This is a genomic window from Burkholderia sp. Tr-862, from assembly GCF_011753085.1.
Classification (GTDB): Bacteria; Pseudomonadota; Gammaproteobacteria; order Burkholderiales; family Burkholderiaceae; genus Burkholderia; species Burkholderia ambifaria.
Genome location: NZ_VWWG01000040.1, coordinates 1 through 15,695 on the forward strand (window position 1 = coordinate 1; position 15,695 = coordinate 15,695).

At 67.7% G+C, this 15,695-nt stretch carries 21 protein-coding genes; 11 read left to right on the forward strand and 10 right to left on the reverse strand.

The window, feature by feature from the left end; translation table 11 throughout:
• Positions 1 to 212 precede the first annotated feature (212 nt).
• From F3J14_RS14295 to F3J14_RS14305, 3 genes are all read right to left on the reverse strand, one after another.
• A complete protein-coding gene (locus tag F3J14_RS14295; protein ID WP_166723544.1) occupies positions 213 to 524 on the reverse strand; it encodes a hypothetical protein in 312 nt (103 codons plus the stop codon).
• Positions 521 to 778, reverse strand: coding sequence for a hypothetical protein (locus F3J14_RS35685; RefSeq protein WP_166723545.1), 258 nt, complete (start codon positions 776 to 778; stop codon positions 521 to 523). The genes F3J14_RS14295 and F3J14_RS35685 overlap by 4 nt, the downstream gene beginning before the upstream one ends.
• Before the next feature lie 260 nt (positions 779 to 1,038).
• Positions 1,039 to 1,344, reverse strand: coding sequence for a hypothetical protein (locus F3J14_RS14305; protein WP_166723546.1), 306 nt, complete (start codon positions 1,342 to 1,344; stop codon positions 1,039 to 1,041).
• Between the two features lie 151 nt (positions 1,345 to 1,495).
• Here F3J14_RS14305 and F3J14_RS14310 point away from each other — a divergent pair, with 151 nt between their 5' ends.
• From F3J14_RS14310 to F3J14_RS14330, 5 genes are all read left to right on the forward strand, one after another.
• On the forward strand, positions 1,496 to 1,747 hold the full coding sequence (locus tag F3J14_RS14310; RefSeq protein WP_006753981.1) for a hypothetical protein: 252 nt from the start codon (positions 1,496 to 1,498) through the stop codon (positions 1,745 to 1,747).
• Positions 1,748 to 1,834: 87 nt separating this feature from the next.
• A complete protein-coding gene (locus tag F3J14_RS14315; protein ID WP_166723547.1) occupies positions 1,835 to 2,266 on the forward strand; it encodes a CBS domain-containing protein in 432 nt (143 codons plus the stop codon).
• 90 nt (positions 2,267 to 2,356) lie between these two features.
• Positions 2,357 to 2,839, forward strand: a complete 483-nt coding sequence (locus tag F3J14_RS14320; RefSeq protein WP_006753979.1) for a PRC-barrel domain-containing protein — start codon at positions 2,357 to 2,359, stop codon at positions 2,837 to 2,839.
• Between the two features lie 251 nt (positions 2,840 to 3,090).
• A complete protein-coding gene (locus tag F3J14_RS14325) occupies positions 3,091 to 4,386 on the forward strand; it encodes an MFS transporter (protein WP_166723548.1) in 1,296 nt (431 codons plus the stop codon).
• 57 nt (positions 4,387 to 4,443) lie between these two features.
• Positions 4,444 to 5,226, forward strand: a complete 783-nt coding sequence (locus F3J14_RS14330; protein ID WP_166723549.1) for a substrate-binding domain-containing protein — start codon at positions 4,444 to 4,446, stop codon at positions 5,224 to 5,226.
• A 24-nt stretch (positions 5,227 to 5,250) separates the two neighbouring features.
• Here the strand turns inward: F3J14_RS14330 and dctA are convergent, their stop codons facing one another.
• From dctA to F3J14_RS14345, 3 genes are all read right to left on the reverse strand, one after another.
• Entirely contained in the window at positions 5,251 to 6,573 is a 1,323-nt protein-coding gene (dctA, locus tag F3J14_RS14335; RefSeq protein ID WP_166723550.1) for a C4-dicarboxylate transporter DctA, read from the reverse strand.
• Between the two features lie 52 nt (positions 6,574 to 6,625).
• Positions 6,626 to 7,555, reverse strand: a complete 930-nt coding sequence (locus tag F3J14_RS14340; RefSeq protein ID WP_166723551.1) for a LysR family transcriptional regulator — start codon at positions 7,553 to 7,555, stop codon at positions 6,626 to 6,628.
• A 96-nt stretch (positions 7,556 to 7,651) separates the two neighbouring features.
• Positions 7,652 to 8,545, reverse strand: coding sequence for a LysR family transcriptional regulator (locus tag F3J14_RS14345; RefSeq protein ID WP_166723552.1), 894 nt, complete (start codon positions 8,543 to 8,545; stop codon positions 7,652 to 7,654).
• 222 nt (positions 8,546 to 8,767) lie between these two features.
• On the opposite strand from F3J14_RS14345, the gene F3J14_RS14350 reads away from it, so the two are divergent.
• The 4 genes from F3J14_RS14350 to F3J14_RS14365 are packed head-to-tail and all read left to right on the forward strand — an operon-like array spanning position 8,768 to position 11,200.
• Positions 8,768 to 9,028: a DUF4148 domain-containing protein gene (locus F3J14_RS14350; protein WP_166723553.1), complete on the forward strand. Its 261-nt coding sequence runs from the start codon at positions 8,768 to 8,770 to the stop codon at positions 9,026 to 9,028.
• 47 nt (positions 9,029 to 9,075) lie between these two features.
• Positions 9,076 to 9,981: an MFS transporter gene (locus tag F3J14_RS35425; protein WP_247682219.1), complete on the forward strand. Its 906-nt coding sequence runs from the start codon at positions 9,076 to 9,078 to the stop codon at positions 9,979 to 9,981.
• A 54-nt stretch (positions 9,982 to 10,035) separates the two neighbouring features.
• Positions 10,036 to 10,824 carry a YhfC family glutamic-type intramembrane protease gene (locus tag F3J14_RS14360; protein ID WP_166723554.1) on the forward strand — a complete coding sequence of 263 codons (789 nt, stop codon included), beginning with the start codon at positions 10,036 to 10,038 and terminating at the stop codon, positions 10,822 to 10,824.
• A 13-nt stretch (positions 10,825 to 10,837) separates the two neighbouring features.
• Positions 10,838 to 11,200 carry a DUF3022 domain-containing protein gene (locus F3J14_RS14365; protein WP_166723555.1) on the forward strand — a complete coding sequence of 121 codons (363 nt, stop codon included), beginning with the start codon at positions 10,838 to 10,840 and terminating at the stop codon, positions 11,198 to 11,200.
• Between the two features lie 48 nt (positions 11,201 to 11,248).
• Here the strand turns inward: F3J14_RS14365 and F3J14_RS14370 are convergent, their stop codons facing one another.
• On the reverse strand, positions 11,249 to 11,680 hold the full coding sequence (locus tag F3J14_RS14370) for a PGDYG domain-containing protein (protein WP_011656930.1): 432 nt from the start codon (positions 11,678 to 11,680) through the stop codon (positions 11,249 to 11,251).
• Between the two features lie 129 nt (positions 11,681 to 11,809).
• A complete protein-coding gene (locus F3J14_RS14375) occupies positions 11,810 to 12,355 on the reverse strand; it encodes a Spy/CpxP family protein refolding chaperone (protein ID WP_166723556.1) in 546 nt (181 codons plus the stop codon).
• A gap of 355 nt (positions 12,356 to 12,710) precedes the next feature.
• Between F3J14_RS14375 and F3J14_RS14380 the strand changes: the two genes are divergently transcribed.
• Together F3J14_RS14380 and F3J14_RS14385 are read left to right on the forward strand one after the other, a co-directional pair.
• Positions 12,711 to 13,175 (forward strand): Lrp/AsnC family transcriptional regulator, encoded by a 465-nt coding sequence (locus tag F3J14_RS14380; RefSeq protein ID WP_006481526.1) that lies wholly within the window; start codon positions 12,711 to 12,713, stop codon positions 13,173 to 13,175.
• A 435-nt stretch (positions 13,176 to 13,610) separates the two neighbouring features.
• Complete coding sequence (locus F3J14_RS14385) at positions 13,611 to 14,711, forward strand: saccharopine dehydrogenase C-terminal domain-containing protein (protein WP_166723557.1); 1,101 nt, start codon at positions 13,611 to 13,613, stop codon at positions 14,709 to 14,711.
• A 116-nt stretch (positions 14,712 to 14,827) separates the two neighbouring features.
• On the opposite strand, the gene F3J14_RS14390 is transcribed toward F3J14_RS14385, so the two are convergent.
• Positions 14,828 to 15,445 (reverse strand): ATP-binding protein, encoded by a 618-nt coding sequence (locus tag F3J14_RS14390; RefSeq protein ID WP_166723558.1) that lies wholly within the window; start codon positions 15,443 to 15,445, stop codon positions 14,828 to 14,830.
• Complete coding sequence (cydX, locus tag F3J14_RS14395) at positions 15,442 to 15,588, reverse strand: cytochrome bd-I oxidase subunit CydX (RefSeq protein WP_166723559.1); 147 nt, start codon at positions 15,586 to 15,588, stop codon at positions 15,442 to 15,444. Before cydX ends, F3J14_RS14390 begins: the two co-directional genes overlap by 4 nt.
• Positions 15,589 to 15,695 lie beyond the last annotated feature (107 nt).

Below are 15,695 nucleotides of genomic sequence, written 5' to 3' on the forward strand. Positions count from 1 at the left end.
TCGCGTCGGGCATGGTCGTGGTCGGCGACGCGCCCCGAGCGCCCGGCGGCGCCGGCGGTGCGCCGCGCGTGCCATAGGTGCCCTGCGGTTGCGTGCAGGCGCCCAGCACGCACGCGGCGGCGAACGCACAGGCGCCCACGCGTATCGTCTGGATCGGCTTCATCGGAATCCTCCGTGGAATGGGCGGCGCTGGCCGGCCATCGCGGCCCGGCTCAAAGCCGGTTGAAATGGAAATCGCCCGCATACGCGGTCGGCGCGCGGCGCGCCATCATCGTGTCGAATTCGGCCGCGACGCGCGTCAGTGCGCCGCGTTGCCGCTCGGTGCCGGCCTGTTCGAGCGCCGCGAACGCGTCGGCGTCGAAGGTGACGGTCAGCGACGCCTGGTGGCCGTCGACGCGAAAGCCGAAATGCAGCGCGCCGGCCGGCTGCTCCTCGACATGGAACGGCATCGCGCGCGCCTCGAAATGGCGGCCGAGCGTCTCGGCCACGTCGCGCAGCATGCCGGGTTTCACGCTGATGCTCATCGTGGGCCCTCCGTGGATGGAATGAACGCCGCCGGCGGTATGCCCGTCGGCAGCGCGTGAATCGGCGGCTCCCGGGTGGGCGGCTCGCGTTCCGGCGGCGGGTGCACAGGCGGGTCGCCCTCCGGATCCTGAAATGGTTGCGGCGTGCCGGGCGGGACGATGTCCGGCTCGGGCGGCTCGGGCTCCGGCGTGATGCCGGGCGGCGGCGGCTCGGGCCGGTGCAACGACTGGGCGGGGTTTCGGTTCATGGGCATTCGATCGTGTCGCTCCTCAAGGGATCGGACCGGTGGCGCGCGTGCGCGCGCCGCTCGAGGGTCTACGCACGCCGCAAGCCGCGTGCCGTCCGGTTGCCGTCCGGTTGCCGTCCGGTTGCCGTCCGGTTGCCGTCCGCTTGCCGTCCGCGGGCCGTCCGCGGGCCGTCCGTGTGCGGCGCCGTCCGCGCCGCCGCGCATGCCGCCAGACAGCGCGTCGTGCCTTCGCTACACCGCGCGCTGCAATTCTTTCAAGCGAGTCGCTACGCTTCGTATGCGGCCATCACGAGCCACAGCTCGCGGCCGTCGTCGCGCACCCGCGCGGCGAGCGCATACGGATCGGCCGGCTCGCACGCGCGCTGCAGCGCCAAGCGCGCCGGCTCGGTCGAGCCGAACGTCTCGTCGCCGAGCGGCCGCACGTCAGCCTTGCCTTCGAACATCCGGCGATCGGGCCGGTAGATCAGCGTCTCGTGTTTCCACGTGCTGAAATGGCTCTTCAGCGAATCGAACCCGCCGCCGCATACGTTGACTTCATAGCGCACCCCTGGCCGCTGTTTGGGATTCGTCATCGTGCCTCCTGCTTGATGTGCGTGTGTGTGCGGCGTATTGCGCCGCGCGTCGTCGTCGGCCATAGGAGCGGCAAGTCGCGTGCCGCGTGTATGCAGCGGGCACAGCCGTTGCGCGATCAGCGCACCATCGTCACCGACACGGAGGCTTGCCATGAAGGATTCGACCCGGTCCGGCCGCGACGCGCCGGCGCACGAGCAACCCGATACGTCGCCGCCGCTGAAGCACCAGGATCAGACGAAGACGCGCCACTCGGAGCGGCATATCGACAAGCAGCTCGAGGACACGTTCCCCGCGAGCGATCCGCCCGCGACCGGCGGCGTCACGCGCATCGAACCCGACACGCCGCCGGGCACGCACGACGACGGCCCATGGCAGGATCCGGCCAAACGTCGAGACAAATGACGGCCGACACGGTGCGGCCGCCGCGTGCGTCGCGGCACGCCGCTTGCTGAATCGAATGGCCCCGCTTCAACCCGGAAGGAGGACCTGATGCATCGCGTGAACGAAATCATGTCGCAGGACGTCGTGCATATCGCGCCGACCGACTCGATCCGTCATGCCGCGCAACTGATGGAGCGCTACGACATCGGCGCGCTGCCCGTGTGCGACAACAACCGGCTGATCGGCATGGTCACGGACCGCGACCTCACGGTGCGCGCGATCTCGGCCGGCAAGCCGCCGGAAACGCGGATTCAGGAAGTGGCGTCGGGCCCGATCGAATGGTGTTTCGAGGACGATCCGCTGGACGAGATCCAGCATTACATGGCGGACGCGCAGTTGCGCCGCCTGCCGGTCGTCGATCACGACCAGCGCCTCGTCGGCATGCTGTCGCTCGCGGACATCGCGACGCGCACGGCCGGCGCGGCGCGCGACGAAGTCGCGAACACGCTGGAAGGCGTGTCGCAACCGAAGCGGACGTGACGGGGCGATCCTCGCCTCGCCCGACTACCCGCGCGACCCCCAGGGCCCATCCCGGGCACGGTCGCGCCCCATGCAGCCAGGAGGACAACCATGCAGACTCCCGATCAAGGACGGACCCGCATCATCGGCAAGGGCGCCGCGACGGCGGCGGGCCCCGGCCCCGACGTGATGGCGGCCGACACGCTGGAAGGCGACAAGGTCTATACGACCGATGGCGACGACGTCGGCAAGATCAAGGACATCATGCTCGACGTGCGCTCGGGCCGCATCGCGTATGCGGTGCTCTCGAGCGGCGGCCTGCTCGGCATCGGCGACAAGCTGCTCGCGATTCCATGGAGCGCGCTCACCCTCGATACCGAACGCAAGTGCTTCTTGCTGTCGGTATCGTCCGAGCGGATCAAGAACGCACCCGGCTTCGACAAGGATCACTGGCCGGCGATGGCCGACCCGCAATGGGCCGAGCCGCTGCACGAGTACTACGGCAGCACGCCGTACTGGAGCGCGGGCGACGAGCTCGGGCTGACCGATCCGACCGAGGACCTCAACGATCCGCGCACCCGCGGCACGCATTGAAACCGTTCACGATTTGCCGGTGAATTAGCCGACGGGCCCCGCGCAATGCGGGGCTTTTTTTCGGCATTTTTCGGTTGTTTCGCTGGATTCCGCTGCCGGCCCGGCCCGCCCGACCCCGTCTCCCATTGATAACCAAACAACATCAATCCTTCCAAAAATCGCACTTATCGTTTCCCCGTCTCCGAGCGAACATGGCGAAAACGACAATCAACCGCTCCCGCGCATTTTCCCGATTTCCTGGAGACACCCAGATGCACCCCTCGCCCAGCCTTCCGACCGGACGTTCGAAGGCCGCCGCGGTATTCCGCGTGACGGCCGGCAACTTCCTCGAGCAGTTCGACTTCTTCCTGTTCGGCTTCTACGCCACCCAGATCGCGGCCGTGTTCTTTCCCGCCGCGAGCGAGTTCGCGTCCCTGATGATGACGTTCGCCGTGTTCGGCGCCGGCTTCCTGATGCGGCCGCTGGGTGCGATCGTGCTGGGCGCGTACATCGACGACGTCGGCCGCCGCAAGGGCCTCATCGTCACGCTGGCGATCATGGCGAGCGGCACCATCCTGATCGCGTTCGTGCCCGGCTACGCGACGATCGGCCTGCTCGCGCCCGCGCTCGTGCTGCTCGGGCGCCTGCTGCAGGGCTTTTCGGCGGGTGCCGAGCTGGGCGGCGTGTCGGTCTATCTGGCCGAAATGGCCACGCCTGGCCGCAAGGGCTTCTTCACGAGCTGGCAGTCCGCCAGCCAGCAGGTCGCGATCGTCGTCGCGGCGGCCCTCGGCTTCGCGCTCAATCAGTGGCTCAGCGCATCGGCGATCGCCGCGTGGGGCTGGCGCGTGCCGTTCTTCGTCGGCTGCATGATCGTGCCGTTCATCTTCATGCTGCGCCGCAACCTGGAGGAAACGCAGGAGTTCAAGGCACGCCGGCATCGTCCGAGCATGAAGGAAGTCTTCACCACGCTGATGCATAACTGGCGCGTCGTGCTCGCCGGCATGATGCTGGTCGCGATGACCACGACGAGCTTCTACCTGATCACCGTCTATGCGCCGACCTTCGGCAAGACCGTCCTGCACCTGAGCACCGCCGACAGCCTGCTCGTGACGCTGTGCGTCGGCCTGTCGAACTTCGTCTGGCTGCCGATCGGCGGCGCGCTGTCCGATCGCATCGGCCGCCGGCCGCTGCTCGTCGGCATGACGGTGCTCGCGATCGCGACCGCCTATCCCGCGCTGTCGCTGCTCGCCCATGCGCCGTCGTTCGTCAACATGCTGCTCGTGCTGCTGTGGCTGTCGTTCATGTACGGGATCTACAACGGCGCGATGGTCGTCGCGCTCACGGAAGTGATGCCGGTGGAGGTGCGCGTTGCAGGCTTCTCGCTCGCCTACAGCCTCGCGACGGCCGTGTTCGGCGGCTTCACGCCCGCCGTCTCGACCGCGCTCATTCACATGACCGGCGACAAGGCCGCGCCCGGCTACTGGATGAGCCTCGCCGCGGTGTGCGCGCTGCTTGCAACGTTCGCGCTCTATCGCCGCCACCCGGCGACGCTCACGCCGGCGCACTGACGCCTCGTGCCGAACGACCTGCCCCGACTCCGTACGATCCAGACCATGACCATGACGATGAAAAACCTGCTTCTGAAACTGTGCGCGACCGCGTTCGTCTCCACCACCGCGGTCAGCGCGCACGTGCAGGCCGCCGACCTGCACGTGATGAGCTCGGGCGGCTTCACCGCCGCCTACAAGCTGCTCGGCCCGCAGTTTGCGTCCAGCACGGGCAACACGCTCGCCACCGCGCTCGGCCCGTCGATGGGCAAGTCGCCCGAAGCGATTCCGAACCGGCTCGCGCGCGGCGAGCCTGCCGACGCGGTGATCATGGTCGGCTACGCGCTCGACGATCTGATCAAGCAAGGCAAGGTGATCCCCGGATCGCGCGTCGAGCTGGCCGATTCGCGCATCGGCATGGTCGTGCGCGACGGCGCGGCGAAACCCGACATCAGCTCGGCCGACGGCCTGAAGCAGGTTCTGCTGCACGCGAAGTCGATCGCCTACTCGGACAGCGCGAGCGGCGTCTACATCGAGCGGGAATTGTTCAAGAAGCTCGGCATCGAGGACCAGGTGAAATCGAAGGCGAAGATGGTCCCGCGGATCCCGGTCGCGTCCGTGGTCGCGAATGGCGACTACGAAATCGGCTTCCAGCAGGTCAGCGAACTGCTGCCCGTCAAGGGCGCGACCTTCGTCGGCAAGATTCCCGAATCGCTGCAGTCGGTCACGCGTTTCGCCGCCGGCATCCCGGTCGGCGCGCAACATCCGAAGGAAGCGAAGGCGCTGCTCGACTATCTCGCGTCGCCCGACGTGCAGTCGGAAGTGAAATCGACCGGACTGGATCCCGTCTCCGCACACTGAGCACGCACCACGGGAAGGCGTGCGTCAGACCGTCTTCCCGTCGCGCGCGGCATCGGCGTCGGCATCATCGGCGCCATTCGGGCTCGCGGGCCCGGGCCCGTTCAGCATCCGTGCGAGACGCGCGCGATCGCACGCCCCTTCCCACGACGAGACGAAGATCACCGCACACGCGTTGCTGATCACGCTCGTCAGCGCACGCGCCTCCGACATGAAGCGATCGATGCCCACCAGAAGCGCGACGCCGGCCACGGGCAGATCGGGCATCACGGCGAGCGTCGCGACGAGCGCGACGAGTCCGCTGCCGGACACGCCTGCCGCGCCCTTCGACGTCAACAGCATCACGGCCAGCATCGCGGCAATTTGCGGCGCGGACAGCGGCACGTCGCACGCCTGCGCGATGAACAAGGCCGCGAGCGTCAGGTAGATCGCCGTGCCGTCCAGGTTGAACGAGTAGCCGGCCGGCAGCACGAGGCCGACCACGCCCTTGTCGCAACCCAGCGACTCCAGCTTGACGATCAGTCGCGGCAAGACCGGCTCCGTGGACGACGTCGCGAGGACGATCAGCAGTTCCTCGCGCAGGTAGCGCAACAGCCGCCACAACGCGAAGCCGTGCAGCCGTGCGAGCGGCGCCAGCACCAGCGCGACGAACAGCACGCAGGCCACGTAGAACGACACCATCAGCCACGCGAGCGAGCCCACCGAGCCGATGCCGAAGCGTCCCACCGTGAACGCCATCGCGCCGAATGCGCCGAGCGGGGCGAGCCGCATGACCATCGCGAGCACGCGAAAGACAACCAGCGCGACGCCGTCGATCAGCGCCAGCACGGGCCGACCGGCCTGCGGATACGCATTCAGCGAAAAGCCGAACAGCAGCGACAGCAGCAGCACGGGCAGCACCTCGCCCTTCTGGAATGCGCCGAGCATCGTATCGGGGATCACGCTCAACGCGAACTCGACGAGCCCGTTCGGTTGCGCGTGCGGTGCATATTGCGCCAGGATGCGCGGGTCGAGATGGTGCACGTCGACGTGCATGCCGGCGCCGGGCCGCAGCACGAACGCGGTGACGAGCCCGAAGGCGAGCGCGACGGCGGTCAGCAGATAGAACAGCAGCAGCGCGCGGACGATCGTGCGCCCGATGGCCTTGCCGTTCGCCAGCGACGTGATGCCGGAGACGATCGTGCAGAACACGATCGGCGCGATCATCATCCGCACGAGACCGACGAACGCATCGCTGAGCGGCTTGAGCATCGCGCCCACCGACGGCCAGAAGTGCCCGACGCTCACGCCGAGCACCATCGCCAGCAGAACCTGCACGTAGAGCGAACGAAGCGGTCTTGCCAACCTCACGATGCTGTCTTCCTCGATGTTCCGGTCGTATTCATCGGATATTTTGTATTGGTCACGTCGATCCGTCGCTGCGTGCGGCGCCGGCGCCGGCACGTTTGGCGTCGACGATGGCGCGGTGAAACTCCTCCGCGGCCGGCGTCAGCGGGCGCCCGCGCCGTTTCACGATGCCTACCCGGCGCTTGACCACCGGTTCGACGAGCGGCACGCTCGTGAGCAGTGGATGGTCGTGTCCGGGCATCGCCATCGACGGCACCGCGGCGACGCCGAGCCCGGCTTCGATCAACCCGAGCAGGGTCGTCACGTGGCGCGTCTCGCACACGCTCGGCGCACGCGGCGCGACGGTCGTCAGCGCCTGGTCGAGCAACAGGCGGTTGCCGGAAGTCTTGTCCACCGACACATATTCGTATTCGTAAAGCTCGTTCCAGGTCACGCGCTTCTTGCGCGCGAGCGGATGGTCGCGCCGGCATGCGGCAACGAACCGCTCCTGCAGCAGCAGCTTGAAGTCGATCTCGGGTTCCTGGCTGCCCATGAAGCTCACGCCGAAATCGGCCTCGCCGCTGATCACTGCGCTCAGCACCTCGTTCGCGCCGGCATCCAGCAGCTTGACCCGGATGCGCGGAAAGCGGCGATGATAGCTCGCGATCACGTTGGGCAAGAAGTAGTAGGCCACCGACGGCACGCACGCGATCGTCACATGGCCGAGGCGGCTCGATGACACGTCGCGGATGCCGAGCAGCGCGACGTCGAGATCGTCCAGCAGTTGCTCGGCACTCGGCGCGAATACGCGCCCGACGGTGGTCAGCGTGACGCTGCGCGTGGTGCGCTCGAACAGGCGCACGCCGAGCGCTTCCTCCAGTTTGTCGATCCGGCGACTCAACGCGGGTTGCGAAATGCTGATCGCGTCGGCGGCCTTCCGGAAGCTACCCAGCTCCACCACCGCGCGAAACGCCTGCAAGTCGGTCAAATCGAAGTTGATTCCCACGGGCCAGTCTCCCCATCTCAGATGCCGCGTATTGTGCATGATCCGGGCAAGCCCACCCAGCCGGGGGATGCCCGGCTCCGCCGTCCTGCCATCCCGCTATGCCCGATGCCGCAACGCGTCGATCACGATCGAGAACGCGCGCGATGCCTGGCGGCGGCTCGGATAGTACGCGTGATAGCCGGGAAACACCGGGCACCAGTCCGGCATCACGATCCGCAGTTGCCCGCTGCGCACGTGGTCGAGCACGATGTCCTCGGTGACGAACGCAATGCCGAATCCGTCGAGCGCCGCCTGCACCAGATGCGGTTGCGTATTGCAGGTGATCCGGCCGCTCACGCGTGCCTGGATCTCGTTCCTGCCCTTCTTCAGCTCCCACGCATAGATGCCCTTCGCGGTCGCGAGCCGCAGCGTCACGCAGTCGTGATCGAGCAGGTCCTGCGGCGTCTTGGGCGGCTTGCGGCCGTCGAGATAGGCCGGCGACGCGACCATCACCATCCGGATGTCCGGGCTGATGCGCACCGCGATCATGTCCTTCGCGACCTGGTCGCCGTAACGCACGCCGATGTCGTAGCGCTCCTCGACGATGTTCGACAGCCCGTAGTCGACCGACAGCTCGATGCGAATGTCGGGGTAATCAGGCAGCACCCGCCTGAGCTTCGGCCAGATGATCGTGTCGATCGGATGCTCGGTGGCCGTGATCCGCACGACGCCGGCCGGCTTGTCCCGGAAATCGGCCACCGCGGCGAGCTTCATCTCGATCTCGTCGATGCGCGGCGCGACGGCCTGAAACAGTTCCTCGCCCGCTTCGGTCGTCGACACGCTGCGCGTCGTGCGCGTCAGCAGCCGCACGCCGAGGCGCGTCTCGAGATCGCGGACCGTCTGGCTCAGCGCCGATTGCGACACGCCGAGCCGCGCCGCCGCGCGCGTGAAGCTCCGGTCGCGCGCCACCGCCAGAAACACGAGCAGATCGTTGAGGTTTTCGCGCGGCATGTCGGGCGGCTCCTGTCGAAACGGACGCCCATCCTAGCACCGACACCGCCCCGCGCCGCCCGCCGCCCGCTCGGCCGATTCATCGGTGTAGCTTATAAGTCCAAGCGCGTCGCGCTACTTAATCGATCGATCGCGGGCCGATAGACTGCGAAGCGTTCAGGCTCCCGCGCGGCCGCTGCCGGCCTCGGGAACCGTCCACGCATTTATCCCGGAGTCCGTCTCGTGAAATCCCTACTTCGCCTTTTTGTCGCCTCGCTTGCCGTTTCCAGTCCGTTGCTCGTCCATGCGCAGGGCCTGACGCGCGAGCAGGTGCGCGAGGACATGATTCGCTACCAAGCCGCCGGCTTCAATCCGGCGCACGCCAATCCGCGCACGTGGGTCGACGATGCGCGGGCCGCGTCCACCCGCGTGATGGCGGCGCGCGATGCCGACGGCCGCACGTCGTTGGCCGATCGCGGCACGGCCGTCGCGCATTGCGACTGACGCGCCCATCCCCGACGCCACCGATCCGCACCCCTCCCGATTCAACGATGCAAGCCGTTTCCCCTTCCGATCGCGGGCCCGCGCCCGTTCACACCGCCGCGTGGGGCGCCGTCCTCGCGATGGCGCTCGGCGCGTTCGCGCTCGTCGCGTCCGAATTCATGCCGGTCAGCCTGCTGACGCCGATCGCGCACGATCTGCGGATCAGCGAAGGGCAGGCCGGCCAGGCCATCTCCGTGTCGGGCGCGTTCGCGCTGCTGACGAGCCTGTTCATCTCGTCGCTGGCCGGGCGGCGCGACCGCAAGCGGGTCCTGCTGTCGCTGACGCTGCTGATGATCGTGTCCGGCACGGTCGTCGCATTCGCGCCGAACTATCTGGCGTTCATCGCGGGGCGCGCGCTGATCGGCGTCGCCATCGGCGGGTTCTGGTCGATGTCGGCGGCCACCGCGATGCGCCTCGTGCCGGACCGGCAGGTTCCGCGCGCGCTGGCGATCGTCAACGGCGGCAACGCGCTGGCCACCGTCGTCGCCGCGCCGCTGGGCAGTTTGCTCGGCGGCATGGTCGGCTGGCGATGGGCGTTCTTCTGCGTCGTGCCGGTCGCCGCGATCGCGTTCGGCTGGAAGCTCGCGAGCCTGCCGCGCATGCACGCCGCGCACGGCAGCGCCACGCCCGGGCGCGCGTTCGCGCTGCTGGCGAACGCGCCGGTCGCGCTCGCAATCGCGCGCCATCTGCGCGCGCGTTTCGGCGCCGCGTGGCAGGAAAAGGCCGCGCTGCTGTCGATCGACGATCCGGAGTGGGCCGAACTGATCGGCATCACGACGATCCGCCAGCCGACCTACGAGATCGGGTACAAGGCCGTCGAATTCGTGCACGAGCGTATCGACGGCGCGGCCGGCGACGTGCGCGTCGCGATGCTGCCCGGCGAGCTGATTGCGCGCGCGTCGACCGCAAGCTGAGTATCATTCGGGGCACGCAGCGCGCCAGGTGCGCTGCCCCGAACAAGGAAATTCATGACTGTCGCTCCCGTCACGCTGGCGGTGCTGATCGCCGCCACGCTGATCATCGCGCTACTGCCGTTCGTTCTCTTCCGTATCCTGCGCAAGCCGCTTGCGCTCAACCGCCGCGACACGATCGTCGGCGTCGCCGTCTTCACGCTGTTCGCGATGATCGTCGAACGCGCGTTCCATGGCCTCGTGCTGAGCCAGACGCCCGCCGGCGGCTGGCTCACGCAGCCGCTCGCGTTCGTCGCGTACAGCGCGCTCGCCACCGCCGTGTTCGAGGAAGTCGGCCGCTATCTCGGGATGCGGATCCTGAACCGCCGCTACGGCACGTCGGCGGGCGACGGGCGCGGCATCGGCTACGGGATCGGCCATGCCGGTGCCGAAGCCTGGTTCGTCGGTGTGCTCGTATGGGGCCAGTGGTCGTATCTCGCGTGGCTCGCGAGCCGCGGGCAGCTCGAGACGCAGCTCGCGGACTTGCCCGGCGATACCGTCGTGCGGCTGCACGTGATGCTGGCAACGCTGTCGGCACAGTCGATCCTGCTGTTGCTGCTCGAGCGCTGCGCGGCGTTCGTGCTGCAGCTCGCGCTGTCGGTGCTGGTCTGGCGCGGCGTGCGCGCCGGCCGCGCGGGCGTGTTGCCGCTCGCGATCGTGCTGCATGCGCTCGCGGCGGCGCCGGCGCTGCTGTACCAGGTGCGCGTGCTGCCGCCCGCCTGGGTCGAGGCCGGGTATTTCGTGCTGGCCGCGATCCTGGTCGTCGTGCTGGTGAAGGCGTGCCGGCCGTCGCGCACGGTTGCCTGACGGGAGAGACGAGATGGACGACTATCTGATCGAATGCCAGAGCGCGGAATTCGACGCGCTCGCGCGCGTGATCTGCGATCTCTTTCCGGAGCAGACGCGCTTTGCCGAAAGCAGCGACGAGCGCGGGCGGTTCCTGTCCGTGCACTGGCTTGCGATGCGTTTCGGCTCCGCGCCGAAACGGATGACGCTCGATATCCGCATCGTGCCGGCCGCGCTGGCGCGCTATCTGGCGCTTAAGCCGATGCAGCGTGCCCGCAGCCATGCGGTGCTGCATGCGTACACGGAAGCGATGCTGGGCTCGCTCGAGGAGCGCCACGCGGCCGGCGAGGCCGTCGAGCGTGACGCGGAACTCGAACTCGACGAAGACTTCGCGTGAACGTGAGCGCGCGCCGGCGCGAGGCCGGCGTCGCGCTGCTGCGGTGCGTTATGCGTCGCGGTAGACCTGCGCGAAACGCTGCGCTTGCACGACACCGTAGTCGCCGGGCGCATACTGCATCACCCAGTCGCCGGCGACGCCGCGCAGCGTGTCGCCGTTTTCCGAGCGGGCGATCGTGAACGGCTCGTCCATGCGGCGGGCGAGCACGACGGCCGGCCGGTTCCGATACGCGCCCGGCGTGCCGTGCGCGAGCGCCGGGTCGGCGGGCAGGTACTTCGCGTCGAAGCGTGCGCGCGACACGACCCAGCGGTCGCCGGTCGAGCCGGTGATCAGTGCGTCGCCCGCGACATAGCGGTTCGGGCCTTCCAGGCTCATCAGTTCGCCGTCGGCAGCCGCGAAGGCGACCGTGACGGTTTCGTCCTTGACGACGTGACGGGCCTGCGGGTCGGTACGCAGATCGATGTGCTTGAGTTCGAGCATGGCGGGGGGAAGTGCGGGAAAAGCCGGGAGCTTATCCCGAATTCGGCGCGCCGTGTGACGCGCCGAATTCCCGCGAGATGCGCGACGCCGTTCACCCGTCCGGGCAACGCGGCGCCGGCGAGGCGGACGTCAGGGTTGCGCGGGCGCGCTTGCGGCCGGCGCGGCGGCTGCCTTGCCTTCCTTGTTTTTGGCCTTGCCCGTGCCGCGGTGTTCGCCGCCATGGTGCAGCCAGCTGCGGAACGTCGTGTCGGCCAGTGCCTTCTGTTCGGCCGGGAAGCTCTGGTAGAGCGGCGCGAATGCGTCGGCGAGCTTCTTCGCGCCGTCCGCGTTCGCCTGCGCGAGTTCCGCGTACTGCTTCATGTCGTCGACCGCGGACACGTTGTGGCTTTCCATCCGTGCGCGATACAGGTGACCCATCGTTTCACCGTTCTCGCGCATCGTGTCGGCGAACGTCTTCCATTGCGGCTCCTGCGCCGACGTGATCTTCAGCTGATCGTGCAGGTATTTGATGCGCTGCTCGATGCGCGCTTCGCGGCGTGCCGCGCGCTGTTCGGCGCTCGGCGCGGACGCGGCCGCTGCCGTCGCCGGGGCGGGCGTCTGCGGTTGCGGCGGCGTTTGCGCGAACGCGCCTGCTGCAACGGCGAGCATCGCGAGGGTGAGCGAGATTTTCTTCATGGTTGGCTCTCCGGGGTGGTGTCGTGCGAGCGGGCGCCGCGGCCTGTGCCGCGAGCACGCATCTCGCGTCGCCTGCTATTAGTAGCACGTTGCGTGTCACGCGGCAGTGAAAGCGACACTTGCTTACATCCGAAACGAATCGAAATTGAAAGGAAACGGACATCGCGGACGGGCGGCGGTCGATGGCGTTAGGTTGTGTTTGTGTCGGCACCCCGCGCGTCGCACGCGAGCGACGAGAGCGGTGCGAACGCGTGAGTCCGTGAAGGCGTGCGACGCCGTTTGGGCGCACCGGCGTTCGGCGCTATCATCGCGTCACGTTCCATTTCGCCGGCGCGCTGCCCGCCGGCCCAGCCTCATGCGTCCACCTCGCCTCGACCAACTCGACGACCTCGACCGGCAGCTCGTTGCACTGCTGCAAGCGGATGCGCGCGCAAGCGTTGCCGATCTCGCGCGGCAGCTCGACGTCGCCCGCACGACGGTCGTCGCGCGCATCGCGCGGCTCGAGCGCACGAACGTGATCGCCGGGTACAGCGTGCGGCTCGGGCAGGACGTGCTCGATGCGAGCATTTATGCGTATGTCGGCATCATCCTCACGCCGAAGTTCGGCAAGGACGTATTGCGCAAGCTCGACCGGATGCCCGAAGTGCAGCTGCTGTGCGCGGTGAGCGGCGAGTACGACTACGTCGCGTGGCTGCGTGCCGATTCGCCGGAACGGCTCAACGACCTGCTCGACCAGATCGGCACGCTCGAGGGCGTCGAGCGCACGACGACGTCGATCATTCTGTCGCGCAAGATCGATCGCGGCACGATCGGCGGATGATGCGCCGCATGCGGCGTCGCGCGTGACGCCGCGGCGCGATTCGTCGCGCAGGTTGTTCCTCCTTTACCTTCCGTTGAACCCCCGCCGTTTGCGTTCGCCGCAGGGCGGGGCGTTGCCTCGCGCGTCGTCACGCGAGCGTCGCCGGGTCGAATGCCGGCCCGCACACGCGTAACGATTTCTTCGCTTGGCGCCTGTCCCGCTTTGCTCGTTTCTTCCTGTCCGTCCAGACGCATCGATGGCGGCCCGTTTGCGGCACGTCATATATGCGATTTTTAGACGATTTGGTCGTTGTGACGAAATGCATCGTCATTTCGTCGAATTTATAGGTCGTTTCGCATCATTCTTCGTCTTGGAACTGATTTTGCGCGTCCCTAAACTGTGTTCATGGCTCGACGCCGTACACCAACACCAAACCCATCCTCAGGAGATAAGCGCATGAAAATCGCCATCGTCGGCGCAGGTCTGATCGGCCACACCATTGCTCACATGCTGCGTGAAACGGGCGACTACGAGGTCGTCGCGTTCGACCGTGATGCGGATGCGCTCGCCAAGCTGTCGCGTGAAGGCATCGCGACGCAACGCGTCGATTCGGCCGACGCCAATGCGATCCGTGAAGCCGTGAAGGGCTTCGATGCGCTCGTCAATGCGCTGCCGTACTACCTCGCGGTCAACGTCGCCGCGGCGGCCAAGGCGGCCGGCGTCCATTACTTCGACCTGACCGAGGACGTGCGCGCCACCCACGCGATTCGCGAACTGGCCGACGGTTCGGACCGTGCGTTCATGCCGCAGTGCGGCCTGGCACCGGGCTTCATCGGCATCGCCGCACACGAGCTCGTGAACGGCTTCAGTGAAGTGCGCGACGTGAAGATGCGCGTCGGCGCGCTGCCCGAGTATCCGACCAACGCGCTGAAGTACAACCTGACGTGGAGCGTCGACGGCCTGATCAACGAATACTGCCAGCCGTGCGAAGCGATCCGCGACGGCCGCAAGCAGTGGGTGCAGCCGCTCGAAGGCCTCGAGCACTTCTCGCTCGACGGCACCGAATACGAGGCGTTCAACACGTCGGGCGGCCTGGGCACGCTGTGCGAGACGCTGTCGGGCAAGGTCGAGACGCTCGATTACAAGTCGGTGCGCTATCCGGGCCACCGCGAACTCGTGCAGTTCCTGCTCGAGGACCTGCGCCTCGCGAGCGACCGCGACACGCTGAAGTCGATCATGCGCCGCGCAGTGCCGTCGACCAAGCAGGACGTCGTGCTCGTGTTCGTGACGGTAACGGGCGTGAAGGACGGCCAGCTCGTGCAGGATGTGTTCACGCGCAAGATTTTCGCGAAGGACGTGTGCGGCATGCACATGAGCGCGATCCAGATCACGACGGCCGGCGCGATGTGCGCGGTGCTGGATCTGTTCCGCGAGAAGAAGCTGCCGCAGAGCGGTTTCATTCCGCAGGAAAAGGTGTCGCTGAAGGCGTTCCTGTCGAACCGCTTCGGCAAGCTGTACGACGGCGGCACGATGGAGCGCGTGCACGAAGTCGCCTGACGGATCTCCGGCACGAGGGCCGTGCAACGCCGGGAGCGCAACAGCGCTTCCGGCGTTGTTTTTTTGGCGGGCCGAAGCGGGATGGAGCGGGAAGGAACGGGGTGGGTGCGTGCCGCTCAGGCGGGCAGCGGCGGGACCATCGTTGCCTGCGGCGCGGGCGGCACGATGCGGTACAGCAGCGCATCGATGTCCGCGTCGGACGGCGCGGTGTTGTCGAACATCACGATGCCGTCGCATTCATGGCCGGTCGGCACGAAGCGGCGTTGCCGGTATTCGTCCCAATGCGCGAGCTTGTACGCGTCGTTCGGGTTGCCGCGCGCGACGATCCGCTGGTGCGCCACGTCTTCCGCCGTATGCACCCAGACGACCGTCAGCGCGATGTTGGGCCCGATGCCGAGCCAGGCGCGGTCGAGGATGCGCCGGTCACGCACTTCGCGCGACAGCGGGCCGACCACGAGCGCGCCGATGCCGAGCGCGAGATTCTCGCGGGCCGTGTCGAGCAGGCCCTGATATTCGGGATCGCGCAGATGCTTCAGGTAGAGCGGGCTGTCGCGATCGTTCGGATCGGAGGTGAGGGCGCCCATCGCGGCCGAGCTGTAGCGGCCGTAGAGCGTGTCCTTGTCGAGCAGGCAGAAGGCTTCGCCGGTCGCGCGCATCAGCGGCCCGATCAGCCGCTTCGCGAGCGTGGTCTTGCCGGTGCCGGCATGACCGCAGAAGAACACCAGATGCGTCACGAATACCGGCTCCCGGAGCCCGAGCGCGCCGCGCCGGTGCGCTTGTCGTCGCGCGAGAACACTTCCGCTTCCAGCCACATCGCGTTGATGATGCCGAAGCCGAGCGCCACGCCGATGCCGAGTATCCACGAGAAATACCACATGGGCCTGTCTCCTTGATGGTTGGGCCGCACGGCCGTGCCGTGCGTTTGCCGAAGCGGTGCCGCGCGTGCTGCGGCGCAGGCAGTCCGATCATGACCAATATCGGCGC

Excerpts from the sequence above, each read along its gene's own strand:
- F3J14_RS14315 (WP_166723547.1), top strand. The coding sequence starts at position 1,835 with ATGCATCGCGTGAACGAAATCATGTCGCAGGACGTCGTGCATATCGCG.
- F3J14_RS14320 (WP_006753979.1), top strand. The coding sequence starts at position 2,357 with ATGCAGACTCCCGATCAAGGACGGACCCGCATCATCGGCAAGGGCGCC.
- F3J14_RS14345 (WP_166723552.1), bottom strand. The coding sequence starts at position 8,545 with ATGCCGCGCGAAAACCTCAACGATCTGCTCGTGTTTCTGGCGGTGGCG.
- F3J14_RS14330 (WP_166723549.1), top strand. The coding sequence starts at position 4,444 with ATGAAAAACCTGCTTCTGAAACTGTGCGCGACCGCGTTCGTCTCCACC.
- F3J14_RS14360 (WP_166723554.1), top strand. The coding sequence starts at position 10,036 with ATGACTGTCGCTCCCGTCACGCTGGCGGTGCTGATCGCCGCCACGCTG.
- F3J14_RS14295 (WP_166723544.1), bottom strand. The coding sequence starts at position 524 with ATGAGCATCAGCGTGAAACCCGGCATGCTGCGCGACGTGGCCGAGACG.
- F3J14_RS14370 (WP_011656930.1), bottom strand. The coding sequence starts at position 11,680 with ATGCTCGAACTCAAGCACATCGATCTGCGTACCGACCCGCAGGCCCGT.
- F3J14_RS35685 (WP_166723545.1), bottom strand. The coding sequence starts at position 778 with ATGCCCATGAACCGAAACCCCGCCCAGTCGTTGCACCGGCCCGAGCCG.
- F3J14_RS14380 (WP_006481526.1), top strand. The coding sequence starts at position 12,711 with ATGCGTCCACCTCGCCTCGACCAACTCGACGACCTCGACCGGCAGCTC.
- F3J14_RS14305 (WP_166723546.1), bottom strand. The coding sequence starts at position 1,344 with ATGACGAATCCCAAACAGCGGCCAGGGGTGCGCTATGAAGTCAACGTA.
- F3J14_RS14365 (WP_166723555.1), top strand. The coding sequence starts at position 10,838 with ATGGACGACTATCTGATCGAATGCCAGAGCGCGGAATTCGACGCGCTC.
- cydX (WP_166723559.1), bottom strand. The coding sequence starts at position 15,588 with ATGTGGTATTTCTCGTGGATACTCGGCATCGGCGTGGCGCTCGGCTTC.
- F3J14_RS35425 (WP_247682219.1), top strand. The coding sequence starts at position 9,076 with ATGCAAGCCGTTTCCCCTTCCGATCGCGGGCCCGCGCCCGTTCACACC.
- F3J14_RS14310 (WP_006753981.1), top strand. The coding sequence starts at position 1,496 with ATGAAGGATTCGACCCGGTCCGGCCGCGACGCGCCGGCGCACGAGCAA.
- F3J14_RS14385 (WP_166723557.1), top strand. The coding sequence starts at position 13,611 with ATGAAAATCGCCATCGTCGGCGCAGGTCTGATCGGCCACACCATTGCT.
- F3J14_RS14325 (WP_166723548.1), top strand. The coding sequence starts at position 3,091 with ATGCACCCCTCGCCCAGCCTTCCGACCGGACGTTCGAAGGCCGCCGCG.
- F3J14_RS14375 (WP_166723556.1), bottom strand. The coding sequence starts at position 12,355 with ATGAAGAAAATCTCGCTCACCCTCGCGATGCTCGCCGTTGCAGCAGGC.